Here is a 17,957-nt window from a genome sequence, read left to right on the forward strand (position 1 = left end):
GGACGGTAATAACGGCTGGGTTGCGTCGGGTTGACTCAAGTCAACTTGACGATTGGCCAGCGCGTGGCACTATTGAGTCAAGTTCACTCAACTTGTGGTGGGGCCCGCTGCGGGCGGTGCTCGCCAGCAGCCCACGGGCGACGCCCGTCACCTGCACAACCTTACGAAGCGAGGAAGCGAACATGGCACGTGCGGTCGGTATCGACCTCGGCACGACGAACTCCTGCGTCAGCGTTCTCGAGGGCGGTGAGCCCACCGTCATCGCCAACGCTGAGGGGTCGCGGACGACTCCGTCGATCGTCGCGTTCGCCCGCAACGGCGAGGTGCTCGTCGGTGAGGTCGCCAAGCGCCAAGCGGTGACCAACCCGGACCGGACGATCCGGTCGGTCAAGCGCGAGGTCGGCACGAACTGGTCCGTCGACATCGACGGCAAGAAGTACACCCCGCAGGAGATCTCGGCCCGGACGCTGATGAAGCTCAAGCGGGACGCCGAGGCGTACCTGGGCGAGCAGATCACCGACGCGGTGATCACCGTCCCGGCCTACTTCAACGACAGCCAGCGCCAGGCCACCAAGGAGGCCGGTGAGATCGCCGGCTTCAACGTGCTGCGGATCGTCAACGAGCCGACCGCGGCCGCCCTGGCGTACGGGCTGGACAAGGGTTCCAAGGAGCAGACCGTCCTGGTCTTCGACCTCGGCGGCGGCACCTTCGACGTGTCGCTGCTCGAGCTGGCCGAGGGCGTCATCGAGGTCAAGTCGACCAGCGGTGACAACCACCTCGGCGGCGACGACTGGGACCAGCGGATCATCGACCACCTGGTCAAGACGTTCCGTGGTGAGCACGGCATCGACCTCGGTCAGGACAAGATGGCCCTCCAGCGGCTCCGTGAGGCCGCCGAGAAGGCCAAGATCGAGCTGTCCGCCGCCACCACCACCAACATCAACCTGCCGTACATCACCGCTGGCGCGGCCGGCCCGCTGCACCTCGACGTGACGCTCAGCCGCGCCGAGTTCCAGCGGATGACGCAGGACCTGCTGGACCGCTGCAAGGGCCCGTTCGAGCAGGCCGTGAAGGACGCCGGGATCAAGATCTCCGACGTCGAGCACGTCATCCTGGTCGGCGGCTCGACCCGGATGCCCGCCGTGACCGACCTGGTCAAGCAGCTCACCGGTCGCGACCCCAACAAGGGCGTCAACCCGGACGAGGTCGTCGCCGTCGGCGCCGCGCTCCAGGCCGGTGTGCTCAAGGGTGAGGTCAAGGACGTCCTGCTGCTCGACGTGACCCCGCTGAGCCTGGGCATCGAGACCAAGGGCGGCATCTTCACCAAGCTGATCGAGCGCAACACCACCATCCCGACCAAGCGTTCCGAGGTCTTCACCACGGCGGACGACAACCAGCCGTCGGTGCTGATCCAGGTCTTCCAGGGTGAGCGCGAGATCGCGGCCTACAACAAGAAGCTCGGCACCTTCGAGTTGACCGGACTCCCGCCGGCGCCGCGCGGCGTGCCGCAGATCGAGGTCGCCTTCGACATCGACGCCAACGGCATCGTCAACGTGCACGCCAAGGACCTGGGCACCGGCAAGGAACAGAAGATGACGATCACCGGCGGCTCCTCGCTGCCGAAGGACGACATCGAGCGGATGCGCCGGGACGCCGAGGAGCACGCGGAGGAGGACAAGCGCCGCCGCGACGACGCCGAGACCCGCAACGTGGCCGAGGCGCTCCAGTGGCAGACCGAGAAGTTCCTCGCGGAGAGCGGCGACAAGCTGCCCAGTGAGAACCGTGAGCAGCTCAACGAGGCGCTCGGCGAGCTGCGCGGCGCTCTCGGCGGTCAGGACATTGAGAAGATCAAGTCCGCGCACGAGAAGCTGGCGCAGGTCTCCCAGCAGGCCGGTTCGCTGCTCTACTCGTCTCAGGCCGAGCAGGGTCAGCAGCCGGGCGGCGAGCCCGGCCCGGGTGCGACCGGTGCGACCGGTGCGACCGGTGCGCAGGCCGGCGGCGCCGACGACGTGGTCGACGCGGAAATCGTGGACGAGGACGGCAAGAAGTGACCGTCGGCCTCCGACACGTGTCCACCGCGAAGGGGATGAGGTAGCCGCATGACGCAGAAGCCACGAGCCGCTGACCCGGGCGACACCGGGTCGACGCCGGGTGGCTCCGCGCCCACGGAGCCGACCACCGGTGACGGGGAGCGGGTCGTCATCCGCAACAACCGCAAGCTCGTCGACACCGCCGAGCCGGAGGGGACCGCCGCCGACGCGGAGACCGGCGTACCGGCCGAGGGTCTGGTCGAGGACGTCGAGGTCGTCGTCGACGAGATCGAGGTCGAGGTCAACTCCACCGACGGGCCGGAGCCGTCCGGCCCGCCGGTGGTGGACGCCCCGGCGCAGCCGGTGGACGGCGGCGGGGCGGGCACCTTGCTCGGCGCCGAGTTGGAGGCGCTCCGGGCCGAGCTGGACGAGCGGACCAGGGATCTGCAGCGGGTGTCGGCGGAGTACGCCAACTACCGCAAGCGGGTCGACCGTGACCGCGGCCTCGTGCAGGAGCAGGCGACCGGTTCGGTGCTGGCCGCGCTGCTGCCGATCCTGGACGACCTGGACCGGGCCCGGGAACATGGCGACCTGGTCGGGCCGTTCGGCACGGTGGCGGAACAGCTCACCACCGCGCTGGGCAAGTTCGGCCTGAACGCCTTCGGCGAGCAGGGCGACCCGTTCGACCCGACCCGGCACGAGGCGGTCGCGCACCAGACCTCGGCCGACGTCAGCGAGCCGACCTGTGTCCAGGTCATGCGACGCGGCTACCAGCTCGGTGAGCGGCTGCTGCGCCCCGCGCTGGTCGCGGTCGCGGATCCGGAATAGTGCCAGACAGTGACCGGGCCGTCCCGCCCACCGCGCAGCGGTGGGCGGGACGGCCGGGCCAGGGTCGGAAGGAGGTGGACCGGTGAGTTCGAAGGACTGGATCGAGAAGGACTTCTACGCCGTGCTCGGCGTGGACAAGGCCGCCTCCGCGGATGACATCAAGAAGGCCTATCGGAAGATCGCCCGGGAGTCGCACCCGGACCACAACCCGGGCGACCCGAAGGCCGAGGAGCGGTTCAAGGCCGCGTCCGAGGCGTACAACGTGCTGTCGGACAGTGGCCGCCGTCGCGAGTACGACGAGATGCGTTCGTTGTTCGGTTCGGGCGCGTTCCGGCGCAATGCCCGAGGTGGGGGCCAGCCGGGCGGCATGCCGTTCGACGTCTCCGACATGTTCGGTGGCGGCGCAGGCGGCGATCGTCGCTTCGGAGGCGCCGGCTTCCAGGACCTGTTCAGCTCGATCTTCACCGGTGGACAGGGCGGTGGGCCGGCAGCGCCGCGCGGTCCGGCCCGTGGTCGGGACGTGGAGACCGAGGTGGCACTGGACTTCGGTGACGCGGTGCGCGGGGTGACGCTCCCCCTGACGCTGCGGGCACCGGGAGTCTGCGACACCTGCCACGGCAACGGGGCCAAGCCCGGCACCCAGCCGCGTACCTGCCCGGTCTGTCATGGTGCCGGCGTGACCACCCGCAACCAGGGGTCGTTCAGCTTCTCCGAGCCGTGCCGCAACTGCCAGGGCGTGGGCACCGTGGTCGAGGAGAAGTGCCCGGAGTGCCACGGCAGCGGCGGTGTCACCAAGACCCGCACGATGAACGTGCGCTTCCCGGCCGGTGTGGCCGACGGCCAGCGCATCCGGCTGGCCGGGCGCGGCGAGCCCGGCGAGCGCGGTGGCCCGGCCGGCGACCTCTTCGTGCACGTCAAGGTTCGGCCGGACGAGCTGTTTGGGCGTACCGGAGACGACCTGACGCTGACCGTGCCGGTCACCTTCGCGGAGGCCGTGCTCGGCACGGACCTGCGGGTGCCCACGCTCGACGGCGCGGTGACCCTGCGGGTTCCGCCGGGGACGCCGAGCGGGCGGGTGCTGCGGGCCCGGGGCAAGGGTGTGGTCCGGCGCGACGGGCAGGCCGGTGACCTGCTGGTCACGCTCGACGTGGTGGTGCCGGCCCGGCTGTCGGACGAGGCACGGACGGCGCTGGAGTCGTTCGCGGAGCAGACGCCCCCGGCGGCCCGGGAACATCTCGACGCTCGGGTGCGTCGGGTCAGTTAATCCGGTGGAATGGACGCGGAGGTGAGCGGGATGTCAGGCGAGTTCCTCGGTTCGGGCGACCCTGCCTACGAGGCCAAGGTGCTGATGATCTCGGTTGCGGCGCGGATGGCGGGGATGCACCCGCAGACCCTGCGCCAGTACGACCGACTGGGGCTGGTGCAGCCCGGCCGGGCCGCTGGCGGCGGGCGTCGCTACAGCGTCCGCGACGTGGTGCTGCTGCGCGAGGTGCAGCGGCTCAGCCAGGACGACGGGATCAACCTGGCCGGCGTCAAGCGGATCATCGGGCTGGAGCGGCTGCTGGAGCAGGCACAGCAGCGGGTGGCCCGACTGGAGGCGGAGTTGGACGCCGCGTACCGCCGGGTGGCCGAGCTCGAGTCGCTGGCCCGCTTCCCGGGCCGGGATCTGGTGCCGACCAACCGCACGTCCACCGCCCTGGTGGTGTGGCGGCCCCGCCGTACGCCCGATCGCTGACCTGCCGCTCATACCCGGACCTGTCTCGCGGCCCGGACCGTGCTGGATTCCCCGGCGCGGTCCGGGCCGCTTCGGTTAGCCTGTCGATAAGGGTCCAATCGGCTCAATCCGGACCTATCGGCATGGCGAAGGGGAGCGATGGCGGAGCCGGCGAAGAAGGTGGCCCAGCAGACGGAAGACCGGTTGGAAAGCCTGGCCGAGACCGTCCGCAAGAAGTTCGACAAGGTGACCGAAGGAACCTACCGGGACCGGATCATCGCGGGCCGGTTCGCCGAAGAGGGCGACCACGGCGGCGACACGGGTCGCGCCGAGACGGAACAACGCAAGCAGGACTGACCGGTGACCGACGTGCGGGCCGGGACCCACGGGGGGTCCCGGCTCGTTCGTTGATTGAGTGCGGGCCGGGACGCGGTGATGTCGCGGTGGGGGTCCCGGCTCGTTCGTCGTCATCGAGTGCGGGCCGGGACGCGGGCGACGCCTCGCGCTGACGATTAGCGCGGTCTCAGCCGAGGCGGCGGTTTTCGCGGACCAGGCCGCCTTCGCACCAGTCCCGGTAGACGAAGAGATCCGGTCGGGCCAACAATACCCGCCCGTTGTGCGCCCAGATCTTCATCAGCTCGTCGCCGTCGCGCTCGGCCTGTTCGACGAGCTTGCGGAAACGGCGCTTGGGGTGGGCGCGGAAGTTCGTCCGGATGCCGTCGGCCGCGTAGATGTAGAGGCAGTGCAGCGCGAAACGGCGGGCCGGGCAGGTCGGATCCATCGCTAACTCAAAGAGCGTCAGTACCAGTCGATCACCGGAGACCAGCAGGTCCCAGTCGGGTGGCATCGAAGCCAATGGCACCGAATCGGGCTTGTACGCCCAAGCTCGCAACTCCGCCGGAGTCGGATCGACGGGGTTGGCGAAGCCGTGGAACGTCGATTCCTGCACGCTCACCGGCCAACCTTCCGCTCTCGCCCGCGTCTGGCAACGCTGCCTGCGGACCCTGGCTGCTGGGGCGAAACGGTAACCCGCCGCCGGGTGCTGCGGTAGTCCCCGTGGGGAGCAATTCCGCAACCGTTGGCATGGGCGGGTTCACCGCATCGAGGAAGCTGCCGATGATGCTCCTATGACGGTCCACATTTGACGGTTCCGGCGAGGCGCCGAGACCCAGTTCGTCATGGGGCTGGAGTTGGTCGGGTGGCAGCCGCGGCATTCAGGTCGAGCTCAGTGCAGTGAGTCGGTGACCGGCGTCGGCGTCGGCGCCGGCCGCTGGGCCGCCGCGCGGTTGCGCAGCCATCGCTTGAACCACGGGAAGTCCGGCAGCCGGGCCAGAATCGGCCCGGTCACCACGGTGATCAGGACGTACGTCGCGGCCAGCGCGGCCAACCGCGGCTCGACGCTCCCGGCGGCCACGGCGAGCCCGGCGATGACGATGGAGAACTCACCTCGGGGTACGAGTGCCAGGCCGGCCCGCCATCGACCGGGTTCCGCGATGCCGACCCGGCGGGCGGCGAGGTAGCCGGTGAGCGTCTTCGTCGCCATGGTGACCACGGCCAACGCGAGCGCCGGCAGCAGCACCGGTGGGATGTCCCGAGGGTCGGTGACCAGGCCGAAGAAGACGAAGAACACCGCGGCGAACAGGTCCCGCAGCGGCGAGAGCAGCTCGGTCGCGTGGTGCGCGACCGGGCCGGAGAGCGCGATGCCGACCAGGAACGCGCCGACCGCCGCCGACACCTGGAGCTTCGCCGCGAGGCCGGCGATCAGCAGGGTCAGACCGAGTACGCCGAGCAGCAGCGCCTCCGGGTCCTTCGCCGACAGGGCGGATGAGATGAGGTGGCCGTACCGGATGGCGACCACCAGCACGAGCAGCACCGTGCCCACCGCGACGGCGAGTGCGATGCCGCCGCCGAGCAGGCCGGTACCGGCCAGGACGGCGGTGACCAGCGGCAGGTAGAGCGCCATCGCCAGGTCCTCGATGACGAGGACCGAGAGGATCACCGGGGTTTCCCGGTTACCGAGTCGGCCCAGGTCGGCGAGGACCTTGGCGATCACCCCGGACGAGGAGACCCAGGTGATGCCGCCGAGGACCAGGGCGGCGACCCAGTCCCAGCCGAGCAGCAGGGCGAACGCCGCGCCGGGCAGCGCGTTGAACACGCCGTCGATCAGCCCTGCCGGTGCCGCCGACCGGAGGTTGCCGACCAGTTCGTTGGCCGAGTACTCCAGGCCGAGCATCACCAGCAGCAGGATGACGCCGATCTCGGCGCCGACCGCGAAGAACTCCTCGCTCGCGGCGAGCGGGAGTAGCCCGCCGTGGCCGAACGCCAGACCGGCGAGCAGGTAGAGCGGAATGGGTGAGAGGCCGACCCGGCGGCTGAGCCGGCTGAGGAGCCCGAGCAGCAGCAGCAGCGCGCCGACTTCGACGAGCAGCGTGGTGGAATCGTGCATCCGCCTCAGCCGTCCGGGTCACTGTCGGCGAGGATGGCGGACACGCCGTCGAGACCCCTGCGGGTCCCGACAACGACCACCACGTCGCCGGCCGCGAAGCGGAACGAGGGAAGCGGCGAGACGATGACCTCGCCGTCGCGCAGCACCGCCACGATGGAGGCGCTGGTGCGGGTACGCGCCTTGGTGTCGCCGAGCTTCCGGTTGACGTACCGCGACCCCGCCGGGATGGCGATCTGCTCGGTGAGCAGACCGGCGGCCTGCTCGCGCAGCCCGGAGAGCTGCCCGAGCATCAGCGACGCGCCGAGGATGTCGGCGAGCGCCTCGGCCTCGTCGTCGGTCAGCGGGATGTCCGCCTGGCAGGAGTCGGGATCGTCGGGGTCGTAGAGGACGAGATCACGGCGGCCATTGCGGTGGGAGACCACGCCGAGCCGACGACCGGATTCGGTCACCAGATCGTGACGTACTCCGATGCCCGGTAAGGCAATCTGTTCCACACGTACTCGCACCCGGGCAAGGCTACCCTTTCGGAGACGCCGATGATCGGACGGAGATCAGGTCGGGCGGTGGTGCTGCTGCTCGTACCCGTGTTGGCTGGGTGTTCGATCGGCGACGTCCGCCGGAAGCCGCCGACCGTGTCGTCCCGGCCGGCCGTAACCGCGCCGTCTCCGTCGGCCGCCGCCGCGGAGGTACGCCGCGTCCGGGTCGCCGTTCCGCAGCGGTACGACCCTCCGTACGTCGAGTTCGTCGATGCCGACCACGGCTACGCCCTCTTCGCCAACTGCGGCGAACCGCCGCCCGGCGACGACTGTCCGGCGCGACTCTTCGCCACCGACGACGGTGGACGGGCCTGGCGGGAGTTGCGGCATCCCCACCCCGCGGCGGAGAACCACCAGCTGTACGCCGCGCCGGGGGTGTTGACGTTGTGGAGTGAGCCGCACGGCTGGTGGACCTCGACCGAGGGTGGTACCTCGTTCAGGCGCAGCGTGGACGGGCCACCGCCGCAGTGGCTCGGCGCCCAGAGTCGATTCCAGTTGATCGAGGACAGTGGTCAGGTCGGCGAGTGGGACGGCCAGCGGCTGCGTCCGCTGGCCACGCAGCCGCCTGTACCTGGGTTGAACACGGTCGACGCGGGCGACGGCCGGCTGGTGGTCGCGGCCGGGGAGAAGGACGGAAAGCCGTACGCGGCGGTCTCGTTCGATCGGGGGCGGAGCTGGCAGCAGACCCCGGTGCCGGCACCCGACGGGCACGTCGGCGTGCTGCGGGCGGTGGTCGAGCGGGACGGGACGGCGTGGCTGGTCGGGGAGCGACCAGACCGCAGGTCCTTTCCGGCGCTCTGGCGACTGCTGCAGGGATGGAACCCGGTTCGCGCCGACGGGCATCCGCCGCAGGTCCAGTCCGTCGCGCCGATCGGCGGCGGGCTGCTCGCGGTGACCGGCCCGGCGGGCGCGGGCGCGGTCGGGGACGGTCGCTATACGGAGCTGCCCTGGCCGATCGGCCCCGACCGCAGCCTGTCCGTGCTGACCGACGGCACGATCGTGGCCGTCGGCGGGGACGGCGGGATCCTGCTCGGCGTCGGCTGGGTGGCCGAGCGTCGCTGGACGAAGATCATCCTCGACAACTCTTGACCTACCCTGCCGGACGCTGCCCCGGACGCTGTCCGGGTGATCGACTCGGTTTTCCTGGAGTCGGGGCATCCGACGTGGCCGAAGGCACCGACTTCCAGGAACCCGAGTGGATCAACCCCGAGTGGATCAACGAGGGAGGCTGGCGAAGAACTCGCGGACGTCGGTGACCAGCACGTCGGTGGCCTGGTGGGCGGCGTAGTGGCCGCCAACGTCGCCCCGGCCGGCGACGTCGGTCTCGTACGCCGTCCACCGGACGATGTTGGCGTGGTCCCGCTCGGCGAAGCGGCGGATGGACTGGAAGTCGCCGGGGAACATGGCCAGCGCGGTCGGAGCGGTGGTCGGCTCGGTCGGCGGCTCGCCGGCGTGCGCGTCCTCCCAGTAGAGCCGGATCGCCGAGGCGGCCGTGCCGGTGAACCAGTAGAGCGCCACGTTGGCCAGGATGAAGTCGGCGTCCAGGCTCTCGTCGAAGAGTTGGGCGTTCCAGGCGAGCAGCCCCACCGGCGAGTCGGCCAACCCGAACGCCAGGGTCTGCGGCTGCTGACTGTGCACCTGGTTGAAGGAGAACTTGTTCTCGTAGAACCACTGGAGGTGCCCGAGCGCTGCCTGGTCGGTCTCGGACAGCCCGGCGAACTCGGCCGGGTCGCCCGAGGGGAACGAGAAGAGCTGGGTGACGTGCACGCCGAGCACGTGCTCCCGATCGACCCGGCCCAACTCCGGCGCGATCATCGAGCCGGCGTCGTTGCCGACCGCGCCGTAGCTGTCGTACCCCAGTCGGTTCATCAGCTCGGCCCAGGCGCGGGCGATCCGGAACCGGTTCCAGCCGGCGCTGCGGGTCGGGCCGGAGAAGCCGAAGCCGGGCAGTGACGGGACGACCACGTGGAAGGCCGGCGCGTCCGGGTCGGTCGGCTCGGTGAGCGGGGCGATCACGTCGAGGTATTCCAGCACCGAGCCGGGCCAGCCGTGGGTGAGCACCAGCGCGGTGGCGTCCGGCCGGGACGACCGCACGTGCAGGAAGTGGACCTGCTCGCCGTCGATCTCGGTGACGAACTGCGGGTGGGCGTTCAGGCGAGCCTCGACGGCACGCCAGTCGAACCCGCCCCGCCACCGGTCGACGAGGGCACGCACCCGGTCGTTGCTCATCCCGTACGCGTCACCCGCACCAGGCAGGTCGGCGGGCCAGGTGGTGCGGTCGAGCCGGGCGGCCAGGTCGTCGAGGGCGGTCTGCGGGATCTCGACGCGGAACGGGCGGATCGCGGTGTCGCTCATCTCGGGCACTCCTTCGGAACGGAATGTTTCGTTCTGCAACCACGATAGCAGACCGGAACGATCCGTTCCACTGTTATCCTGATGCCATGTCGACGACACCCGGAAAGACGCTGGCCGGCCGCCGCGCCCAGGCCGCCCGCAACGACGAGGTCATCCTCGAAGCCGCCCGCGCGGTCTTCCTGGACGACCCGAAGGCGCCGATCGCCGCCGTCGCCGAACGCGCGGGTGTCGGCATCAGCGCGCTCTACCGGCGGTACGCGGGCAAGGAGGACCTGCTCCGCCAGCTCTGCCACGACGGGCTGCGCCGGTACGTCGCGGAGGCCGAAGCCGCCCTGGCCGAGCCGGACGACTGGACCGCGTTCACCGGCTTCCTGGCCCGGGTGGTCGACGCCGACGTGCACTCGCTCACCGTCCACCTGGCCGGCACCTTCACCCCGACCGAGGAGATGGGTCGGGACGCGGTGCGCGCCGGCGAGTTGGCCACCACCCTGGTCGATCGGGCCCACGCCAGCGGGCGGCTGCGCCCCGACGTGGTCGTACACGATCTGGGGTTGTTGTTGGAGGCGTGCGCGGCGGTCCGCGTACCCGATCCGGAGCGGACCCGCCAACTGCGCCGCCGGCAACTCGCGGTCCTGTTGGGCGGTCTGTCGACGGCGCCGGACGCGAACCCGCTGCCCGGCCCGCCTCCGGCGGCCGGGGAGTTCGACTGGCGGTGGCGGCGCCGGGAGTGATGGGCGTCACGCGCTAAGGTTGAGCGGAATACGCTCAACTCTGGTTGTGTCCAACCCAATGGACAACGCCGATCCGGGGGAGCCCATGAACACCGAAAAACTCACCACCAAGAGCCGCGAAACCATCACGGGCGCTGTCGCGCTGGCCAACCAGCGTGGTCACGCCACCGTGGAGCCCTGGCATCTGCTCCTGTCACTCCTGGACACCGATGGCTCGACCGCCACCGGTCTGCTGCGCGCCGTCGGGGCCGACCCGACCGAGCTGCGCCAGACCGCCCAGCGCGCGGTCGACGCCCTGCCGGCCGCCCGCGGCTCCAGCATCGCCGAGCCGACCCTGGCCCGGGAATTCGTCAACGCCATCGGCGCCGCCGAGCAGATCGCCCGGCCGTTGGGCGACGAGTACACCTCCACCGAGCACCTGCTCGCCGGCCTGGCCCGGGTGGGTGGCGCGGTGTCCGGCGCACTGAAGGCCGTCGGCGCCACCGAGGAGGCCCTGGTCGCCGCCTTCCCGACCGTTCGCGGTGGAGACCGTCGGGTCACCACCGCCGACCCCGAGCAGACCTATCAGGCGCTGACCAAGTACGGCGTCGACCTCACCGCCAGCGCCCGGGACGGCAAGATCGACCCGGTCATCGGGCGGGACTCCGAGATCCGTCGCGTCATCCAGGTGCTCTCCCGGCGTACCAAGAACAACCCGGTGCTGATCGGCGAGCCCGGCGTCGGCAAGACCGCCATCGTCGAGGGCCTGGCCCAGCGGATCGTCACCGGTGACGTGCCCGAGTCGCTTCGCGACAAGAAGCTGATCTCGTTGGACCTCGGCGCGATGGTCGCCGGAGCGCAGTACCGCGGCCAGTTCGAGGAGCGGCTGAAGTCCGTGCTGGAGGAGATCAAGAACTCCAACGGGCAGGTCATCACGTTCCTCGACGAGCTGCACACCGTCGTCGGCGCCGGCAAGGGCGAGGGCTCGATGGACGCCGGCAACATGCTCAAGCCGATGCTGGCCCGTGGTGAGCTGCGGATGGTGGGCGCCACCACACTGGACGAGTACCGCGAGCACATCGAGAAGGACCCCGCCCTGGAGCGCCGTTTCCAGCCGGTGCTGGTCGGCGAGCCGACGATCGAGGACACCATCGGCATCCTGCGTGGGCTCAAGGAGCGCTACGAGGTGCACCACGGCGTCCGGATCACCGACGCCGCGCTGGTCGCCGCCGCGACACTCTCGGACCGCTACATCACCGACCGGTTCCTGCCGGACAAGGCGATCGACCTGGTCGACGAGTCCGCGTCCCGGCTCCGGATGGAGATCGACTCCCGTCCGGTCGAGGTGGACGAGATCGAGCGGGCGGTCCGCCGGTTGGAGATCGAGGAGATGGCGCTGGCCAAGGAGCCGGACGCCGCCTCCGCCGAGCGGCTGGAGCGGTTGCGCAAGGAGTTGGCCGACAAGCGTGAGCAGCTCACCGTGCTGTCCGAGCGCTGGCAGACGGAGAAGAGCCACATCACCAAGCTCTCCGCCGCCAAGGAGGAGTTGGAGCGCCTTGGCGGCGAGGCCGAGCGGGCCGAGCGGGACGGCGAGCTGGAACGCGCCGCAGAGCTGCGCTACGGCCGGATCCCGGCCCTGAAGGTCGAGCTGAAGCAGGCCGAGGAGGAGTTGGCCCAGCTCCAGGCGGACGGCGCGATGCTCAAGGAGGAGGTCGGCGCGGACGACATCGCCGCAGTGGTCGCCTCCTGGACCGGCATCCCCGCCGGCCGCCTGCTGGAGGGTGAGACGGCGAAGCTGCTGCGGATGGAGGAGTCCCTGGGCGGCCGGGTGGTCGGCCAGGCCGAGGCGGTCGGCGCGGTCTCCGACGCGGTACGCCGTGCCCGTGCCGGTATCGCCGACCCGGATCGCCCGACCGGCAGCTTCCTCTTCCTCGGCCCCACCGGTGTCGGCAAGACGGAGCTGGCCAAGGCCCTCGCCGAGTTCCTCTTCGACGACGAGCGGGCAATGGTTCGCATCGACATGAGTGAGTACGGCGAGAAGCACTCGGTCGCCCGCCTGGTGGGCGCGCCGCCCGGCTACGTCGGCTACAACGAGGGTGGTCAGCTCACCGAAGCGGTGCGCCGTCGGCCGTACTCGGTGGTGCTGCTGGACGAGGTCGAGAAGGCCCACCCGGACGTCTTCGACGTGCTGCTCCAGGTGCTCGACGACGGTCGACTCACCGACGGTCAGGGCCGCACGGTGGACTTCCGGAACGCGATCCTGATCCTCACGTCCAACCTCGGGTCGTCGGTGATCAGTGACCTGACGCTCGCCGACGAGCAGCGGCGGGAGGGCGTCCTGGCGGTGGTCCGGTCGCACTTCAAGCCGGAGTTCCTCAACCGGTTGGACGACATCGTGGTCTTCGCCTCGCTGCGCGGGGACGACCTGCGCTCCATCGTCGACATCCAGCTGGACCGGATGCGGCGGCGGCTGGCCGACCGCAGGCTGGGCCTGGAGATCACCGATGCCGCCCGGGACTGGCTCGCCGAGCACGGCTACGACCCGATCTACGGTGCCCGCCCGCTCCGCCGCCTGGTCCAGACCGCGATCGGCGACCAGCTGGCGAAAGCCCTGCTCTCCGGCCAGATCCGCGACGCCGACACGGTAAAGGTAGACCGCGCCCCCGAAACCAACACCCTCTCAGTAACCCCCGCCTAACAGTCCCGCCTACCCCACCCCACCCATTGACGTTGATCATGAGGTTATTGCCCGATCGCACGGCGTGTCAGGGCAATAACTTCATGATCAACAGGGTGGGGTGGGGGTGGATGGGGAAGGGGTTGGGGCATGTTTGGGATTGGGAAACAGAAATGGGAACGGGAACTTGGTGTGGCCGTCGACACGTTGCTGGCGGCTGACACGCTCGCCTTCGGCGGGGTCGGCATCGCCGGCACGACCTTGCCGGTGACCGAGGCGTACGAGCGGGTCTCGGCCGCCCTCGACGACCACCCCGACGAGGTACGCCGCCAGCTCGACCGGGTGCTGGCCGACGGCACGCCCGCCGGCCGGGCGTACGCGGCCACGCTGCTGGAGCGCATCGACCCGGCGGCGGCCCGAGCGGCCTGGACGTCACTGCGGGACGACCCGAGCGAGTTCACCACCTTCGTCGGCTGCGTGATGGACCGGGAAACCCTTGGCGCGTACGCCAGTCGGCGGCTCGCCGCAGCATGATCCATTCGCCGGTCGGTGCTGCCCGATCGGTTCTGCCGGTTGCCGACGACGCGCCGTACGTTGCGAGCCATGAGCCCGCCCACCACCGCGCCGCGTCCGCCCCGCCCGGCCACCGTGACCATCGCCTTCTGGCTGCAACTGGCCGTGGCGCTGGTGCTGCTCGGCCTGGCCGTGCTGACCGTGGCCGAGGCGGTGCACTTCGACGGCCAGATCGACCGCGCGGTACGGCTGGTGCCGGACGCCGACCCGGACGAGGTGGCCGGCGAGCGGCAGGGCAACGTCGCGATGGCGCTGATCCTCGGCATACCGGCGGTGCTGCTCGCGGTCTGGCTGGCGGCCACGGTCGTCCCGGTCCGGCGGGGCGCCAACGTCGCGCGGATCCTGGTCTTCGTCGCCAGTGGCGCGGAGCTGCTGGTCTGCTTCGCGCAGTGCTGTTCCGGAGGGTTTCTCGTGCCGCTGCTGACCATGCCGGAGACCGGGACCGAGCCGCCAGCGGAGTGGGACGAAGAGTGGGAGACCTCAGCGTTCCTCGACACGCTCTACGCCGGCACCGATCCGTGGGACGACCTGTTCTTCCCTGCGGCAGGGCTGGGCGTGCTCACCGTTCTGGCCCTCTCCGCAGCCGTGGTCCTGCTGCTGGCCCTGCCGCCGGCGAACCGCTGGTTCGTGCCGCGTACCGCGAACGAGGCGCCGCCCGGCCCGGCCTGGGTGATGCCCGTTCCCACCTACGCCCCGACCGGTTACGGATACCCGACGGCTCCGCTCGTGCCGGGCTTCCTGCCGCCGAGCCAGCCGCTGCCACCCGGCTACCTAATCTGCCCCGACCCGGCCGTGCACCTGCCGCCGGGCGGGCCGGGCACCTCGCCCGGGTCGACCGGAGCGTCGACGACGCCTCCGGAGGACGCACCCGGCGACGTCCGCTAGCTGAGCTGTCGGCCACAGCGCGGGCCTTCCGGGTGCCGAAGGTTGTTACCGTCTGCGCCGACGTACCTGGGGAGGTGGTCGGGTGGACGCGCTGGTGACGTGCCTGGTGGCGGCTGTTGCCGTACTCGCGGTGGTCGTGATCGTCGTGCGGGTCCGCCGGCGGGCGACGAGCCGGGCCGACGGTCAGCCGGCGGAGTCGCCGGGCGGCGGCCCGCTCCGCCTGACCCCGGGCGACCGCGTGCGGATCCGCGAGCGGGAGTACACGGTGAGCGCCACCATCCGCCTGGTCGAGGGTGACTGGAGCTGGGTGCAGCACCTGCTCGACGACGACTCCGGCACCCGCCACCGGCTCTCCGTGGAGGACGGCCCCGAACTCGAACTGGTGCTCTGGACCGCCGAGCCGGGCGCCACCGTCACCCCGGGCGCCCCGACCATCGAACTCGGCGGGCGGCGCTACACCTGGGCCGAGACCGGGCAGGCGCGCTACACCGCCACCGGAGAAACCGAGCTGCCGTCGGCCGGGACCATGCGTTACCACGACTACCAGTCCGGTGGCGCCGCGCGGCTCTCCTTCGAGGCGTACGGCGAAGAGGGCTGGAGAGTGGCCCGCGGCGACCTGCTCGACCCCGCCGACCTGACGATCCGCCCCGCGCCCGACGCCAGCTGAACCATGCCAGGCGGGCGCGCCGGGCTCGTCACGGCATGCCGAACTGGCCGGTTGTCGATACGGTGTGGGCGCGATCTTAGGGAAGGAGAATCGTGGTCGATTCCCAGAGCACGCCGGCCCGTCAGCGGCCATCCATTGTGTCGATTTCCAGTTACCTGCTCTTCCTGTTCCTGGCGTTGCAGGTGATCAGTCTGATCATCTCGCTCAGCACCTTCGGCAAGACACGTGACGCGCTCCGCGAGGCGTACGCGGGCAGCTCCACCGACGGCGACCAGGTGGCCGACGTCTTCGTCGCCGTCGGCATCGGCGGCAGCGTGCTGCTGCTGCTGCTCGCGGTCGTGCTGGGCGTGCTGGCCCTGTTCAACAACCAGGGCCGCAACGGTGCCCGGATCACCACCTGGATCGTCGGCGGCATCATGGTCTGTTGCGTGGGCGGCGGCCTGCTCAGCAACGCGGCCGGCGGTTTCAACGCCGGTGGCGGGACCGGCGGCGACGGGCCGAGCCCGGAGGAGATCCAGCGCCGCCTGGAGGAGGCCCTGCCTTCCTGGGTCACCCCGGTCAGCCTCCTGCTCGGTGTGCTCAGCCTGGTCGCGCTCATCACGGCGCTGATCCTGCTGGCGCTGCCGAAGGCGAACGCGTTCTTCCGCAAGCCCACCGCGGCCTGGGAGCCGCCCACCCCGGGCGCCAGCTACCCCCAGGCCCCGGGTCAGCCGGGCTACCCGCAGGCATCCGGTGAGCCGGGCTACCCGTCGAGTGGGGAGCCCAGCTACCCGCCGCCGCCGGCCGCGAACCGGCCGGACGACACGCCGCCCACGGACCGGCCCGGGCCGACCCCGCCGTCGACGAGTTGACGGCTCGATAAGCACGACGCCGACGATCCCTCCGAGTAGGTTGCAACCCGACGCCTACCGGAGGGATTCGTCGTGTCGTACCCGGAATCGGCACCGGCCCGCCGGCCCGCCGCCGTCCTGTCGGCCGCGACCGTGCTGTTGGTGATGGCGGTCGCCGCACTCGCGTACGCGGTGGTCGACCTGGTGGTGCTGGGCGGAACACTCGACGCGTTCCGCGCCGCCGCCCGGGACACGTCGGCGACCCCGCAGGAGATCGACGACGTGGTGACTCTGCTGCGCGCGTCCGCGGTGCTGTCGGCGGTGGTGGCGGTGCTCTCCGCGCCGGTGCTCGCCGGCCTGGCCCTCGGGCTGTTGGCCGGCCGCAACGGCGTTCGGGTGGCCACCTGGGTGGTCAGCGGCCTCGGCCTGCTCGCCGGCTGTTGCAGCGTGGCGGTGGTGGTCGGCGAACGGGCCGCGCCACTGCAACTGGGCTCCGGCGAGCAGGCACTCGCCGAGCTGCTGGGCCTGATCGGTGACGCGTACCCGTCCTGGTGGATCCCACTCAATGCCGGGCTTTCCGTCGCCCAGGGGCTCGGTTACCTTGTAGTAGCCACGCTGCTGGCGCTGCCCGCCGCGACCAGCTGGTTCGGTCGCCACCGCTCGACGGCGCCAACCGCGCCGCCCGCACCGCACCAGCCCCTGTCGGCGCCGCCGATGCCCCCGTACCCGCCCAGGTGAGGACCGCCCGTGACGCTCGACCCCACGACTGCCGAGCGCCGAGCCCTGATCACCGGGGCCACCGCCGGCATCGGCGCGGCGTTCAGTCGGCGGCTGGCCGCCGACGGCTGGCATCTGGTGCTCGTCGCCCGCGACGCCACCCGGTTGACCGAGCTGGCCAACGAGCTGGGCGCCACGTACGGCCGCGAGGTGGAGACGATCCCGGCGGATCTGTCCACGGACGACGGCTGTGCCACCGTGGAGCAGCGGCTCGCCGATGGCAGCCCCGTTCACCTGCTGGTCAACAATGCGGGGATCAGCCTGAACAAACCGTTCCTGCGCTCCACCGCCGAGGACGAGGCGCGGCTGTTGCGGCTCAACGTGCACGCCGTCATGCGGCTGACCCTGGCGGCGCTCCGACCGATGACCGAACGACGAAATGGGGCAGTGATAAATGTCTCTTCCGTCGCCGGGTTCGGTACGGCGATGCCCGGATCGACGTACTCCGCCAGCAAGGCGTGGGTCACCAACTTCAGCGAGTCGGTCGGCCAATCGGCGCGGCCGTTCGGCGTTCAGGTGATGGCTCTCTGCCCCGGATACACCCGCACCGAGTTCCATCAGCGAGCCGGCATCAACATGTCCAAGACGCCGGAGTGGCTGTGGCTGCGGGCCGAGGATGTGGTTGACGAAGCCCTGCGTGACCTGCGCAAAGGCAAGATGGTCAGCATCCCGGCGTGGAAGTACAAGGTGGTCGTTGCCGGCATGCGGCATGCGCCGCGGCGGCTGCTCCAGGCGGTCGCGCGCGACACCCGCGGCCGGATCGGTCGCGACGAGCGCTGAGCGTCGACGGGCCCGTCGACCCCAGGCGAGCGGTGGAACGGCGTTGGCGCGCCGCTGTCAGACCAGTCGCTGAGCGTAGTCGAACATCGCCAACCATCGGTTCCCCTCGGGGCTGATCAGGGTGGACCCCACACACGGCGTTCAGACTT

18 protein-coding genes are annotated in these 17,957 nt (G+C 70.8%); 14 read left to right on the plus strand and 4 right to left on the minus strand.

The genetic code is table 11. The features are described from left to right. Positions 1-182: 182 nt before the first annotated feature. The 5 genes from dnaK (at position 183) to ACIBF8_RS15510 (ending at position 4,929) form a co-directional block, all read left to right on the plus strand. On the plus strand, positions 183-2,051 hold the full coding sequence (dnaK, locus tag ACIBF8_RS15490; RefSeq protein WP_396783514.1) for a molecular chaperone DnaK: 1,869 nt from the start codon (positions 183-185) through the stop codon (positions 2,049-2,051). 48 nt (positions 2,052-2,099) lie between these two features. Continuing rightward, entirely contained in the window at positions 2,100-2,858 is a 759-nt protein-coding gene (gene grpE / locus ACIBF8_RS15495) for a nucleotide exchange factor GrpE (protein WP_396783516.1), read from the plus strand. A gap of 82 nt (positions 2,859-2,940) precedes the next feature. After that, entirely contained in the window at positions 2,941-4,122 is a 1,182-nt protein-coding gene (dnaJ, locus tag ACIBF8_RS15500) for a molecular chaperone DnaJ (RefSeq protein WP_396783518.1), read from the plus strand. A gap of 30 nt (positions 4,123-4,152) precedes the next feature. After that, on the plus strand, positions 4,153-4,593 hold the full coding sequence (locus ACIBF8_RS15505) for a heat shock protein transcriptional repressor HspR (RefSeq protein ID WP_030332087.1): 441 nt from the start codon (positions 4,153-4,155) through the stop codon (positions 4,591-4,593). Between the two features lie 138 nt (positions 4,594-4,731). Further along, on the plus strand, positions 4,732-4,929 hold the full coding sequence (locus tag ACIBF8_RS15510) for a hypothetical protein (protein WP_396783520.1): 198 nt from the start codon (positions 4,732-4,734) through the stop codon (positions 4,927-4,929). Positions 4,930-5,095: 166 nt separating this feature from the next. Here the strand turns inward: ACIBF8_RS15510 and ACIBF8_RS15515 are convergent, their stop codons facing one another. The 3 genes from ACIBF8_RS15515 to ACIBF8_RS15525 all read right to left on the minus strand — a co-directional run bounded on the left by ACIBF8_RS15515 (position 5,096) and on the right by ACIBF8_RS15525 (position 7,524). Further along, on the minus strand, positions 5,096-5,527 hold the full coding sequence (locus ACIBF8_RS15515; protein ID WP_030332093.1) for a hypothetical protein: 432 nt from the start codon (positions 5,525-5,527) through the stop codon (positions 5,096-5,098). 270 nt (positions 5,528-5,797) lie between these two features. Further along, positions 5,798-7,018, minus strand: coding sequence for a cation:proton antiporter (locus ACIBF8_RS15520; RefSeq protein ID WP_396783522.1), 1,221 nt, complete (start codon positions 7,016-7,018; stop codon positions 5,798-5,800). 5 nt (positions 7,019-7,023) lie between these two features. Next, positions 7,024-7,524, minus strand: coding sequence for a cation:proton antiporter regulatory subunit (locus ACIBF8_RS15525; RefSeq protein ID WP_396783523.1), 501 nt, complete (start codon positions 7,522-7,524; stop codon positions 7,024-7,026). A 30-nt stretch (positions 7,525-7,554) separates the two neighbouring features. Between ACIBF8_RS15525 and ACIBF8_RS15530 the strand changes: the two genes are divergently transcribed. Then, complete coding sequence (locus ACIBF8_RS15530; RefSeq protein WP_396783525.1) at positions 7,555-8,643, plus strand: hypothetical protein; 1,089 nt, start codon at positions 7,555-7,557, stop codon at positions 8,641-8,643. A 126-nt stretch (positions 8,644-8,769) separates the two neighbouring features. Here ACIBF8_RS15530 and ACIBF8_RS15535 read toward each other — a convergent pair whose 3' ends face one another. Continuing rightward, a complete protein-coding gene (locus ACIBF8_RS15535) occupies positions 8,770-9,909 on the minus strand; it encodes an epoxide hydrolase family protein (RefSeq protein WP_396783527.1) in 1,140 nt (379 codons plus the stop codon). 86 nt (positions 9,910-9,995) lie between these two features. Here ACIBF8_RS15535 and ACIBF8_RS15540 point away from each other — a divergent pair, with 86 nt between their 5' ends. The 8 genes from ACIBF8_RS15540 (at position 9,996) to ACIBF8_RS15575 (ending at position 17,808) form a co-directional block, all read left to right on the plus strand. After that, positions 9,996-10,640 (plus strand): TetR/AcrR family transcriptional regulator, encoded by a 645-nt coding sequence (locus ACIBF8_RS15540; RefSeq protein WP_396783529.1) that lies wholly within the window; start codon positions 9,996-9,998, stop codon positions 10,638-10,640. 85 nt (positions 10,641-10,725) lie between these two features. Beyond that, a complete protein-coding gene (gene clpB, locus ACIBF8_RS15545; RefSeq protein WP_396783531.1) occupies positions 10,726-13,317 on the plus strand; it encodes an ATP-dependent chaperone ClpB in 2,592 nt (863 codons plus the stop codon). Positions 13,318-13,446: 129 nt separating this feature from the next. Then, on the plus strand, positions 13,447-13,830 hold the full coding sequence (locus ACIBF8_RS15550) for a hypothetical protein (RefSeq protein ID WP_396783533.1): 384 nt from the start codon (positions 13,447-13,449) through the stop codon (positions 13,828-13,830). Between the two features lie 69 nt (positions 13,831-13,899). Next, the gene (locus ACIBF8_RS15555) at positions 13,900-14,754 is read left to right on the plus strand and encodes a hypothetical protein (protein ID WP_396783535.1); all 855 of its coding nucleotides are present in this window, start codon (positions 13,900-13,902) and stop codon (positions 14,752-14,754) included. 82 nt (positions 14,755-14,836) lie between these two features. Beyond that, positions 14,837-15,421, plus strand: a complete 585-nt coding sequence (locus tag ACIBF8_RS15560; protein WP_396783537.1) for a DUF4178 domain-containing protein — start codon at positions 14,837-14,839, stop codon at positions 15,419-15,421. A gap of 92 nt (positions 15,422-15,513) precedes the next feature. Then, positions 15,514-16,272 (plus strand): hypothetical protein, encoded by a 759-nt coding sequence (locus tag ACIBF8_RS15565; protein WP_396783538.1) that lies wholly within the window; start codon positions 15,514-15,516, stop codon positions 16,270-16,272. Between the two features lie 72 nt (positions 16,273-16,344). Then, on the plus strand, positions 16,345-16,989 hold the full coding sequence (locus ACIBF8_RS15570; protein WP_396783540.1) for a hypothetical protein: 645 nt from the start codon (positions 16,345-16,347) through the stop codon (positions 16,987-16,989). Between the two features lie 9 nt (positions 16,990-16,998). After that, on the plus strand, positions 16,999-17,808 hold the full coding sequence (locus tag ACIBF8_RS15575; protein WP_396783542.1) for an SDR family NAD(P)-dependent oxidoreductase: 810 nt from the start codon (positions 16,999-17,001) through the stop codon (positions 17,806-17,808). Positions 17,809-17,957: the final 149 nt, after the last annotated feature.

This window comes from Micromonospora sp. NPDC050276 (genome assembly GCF_044459545.1).
Classification (GTDB): domain Bacteria; phylum Actinomycetota; class Actinomycetes; order Mycobacteriales; family Micromonosporaceae; genus Micromonospora.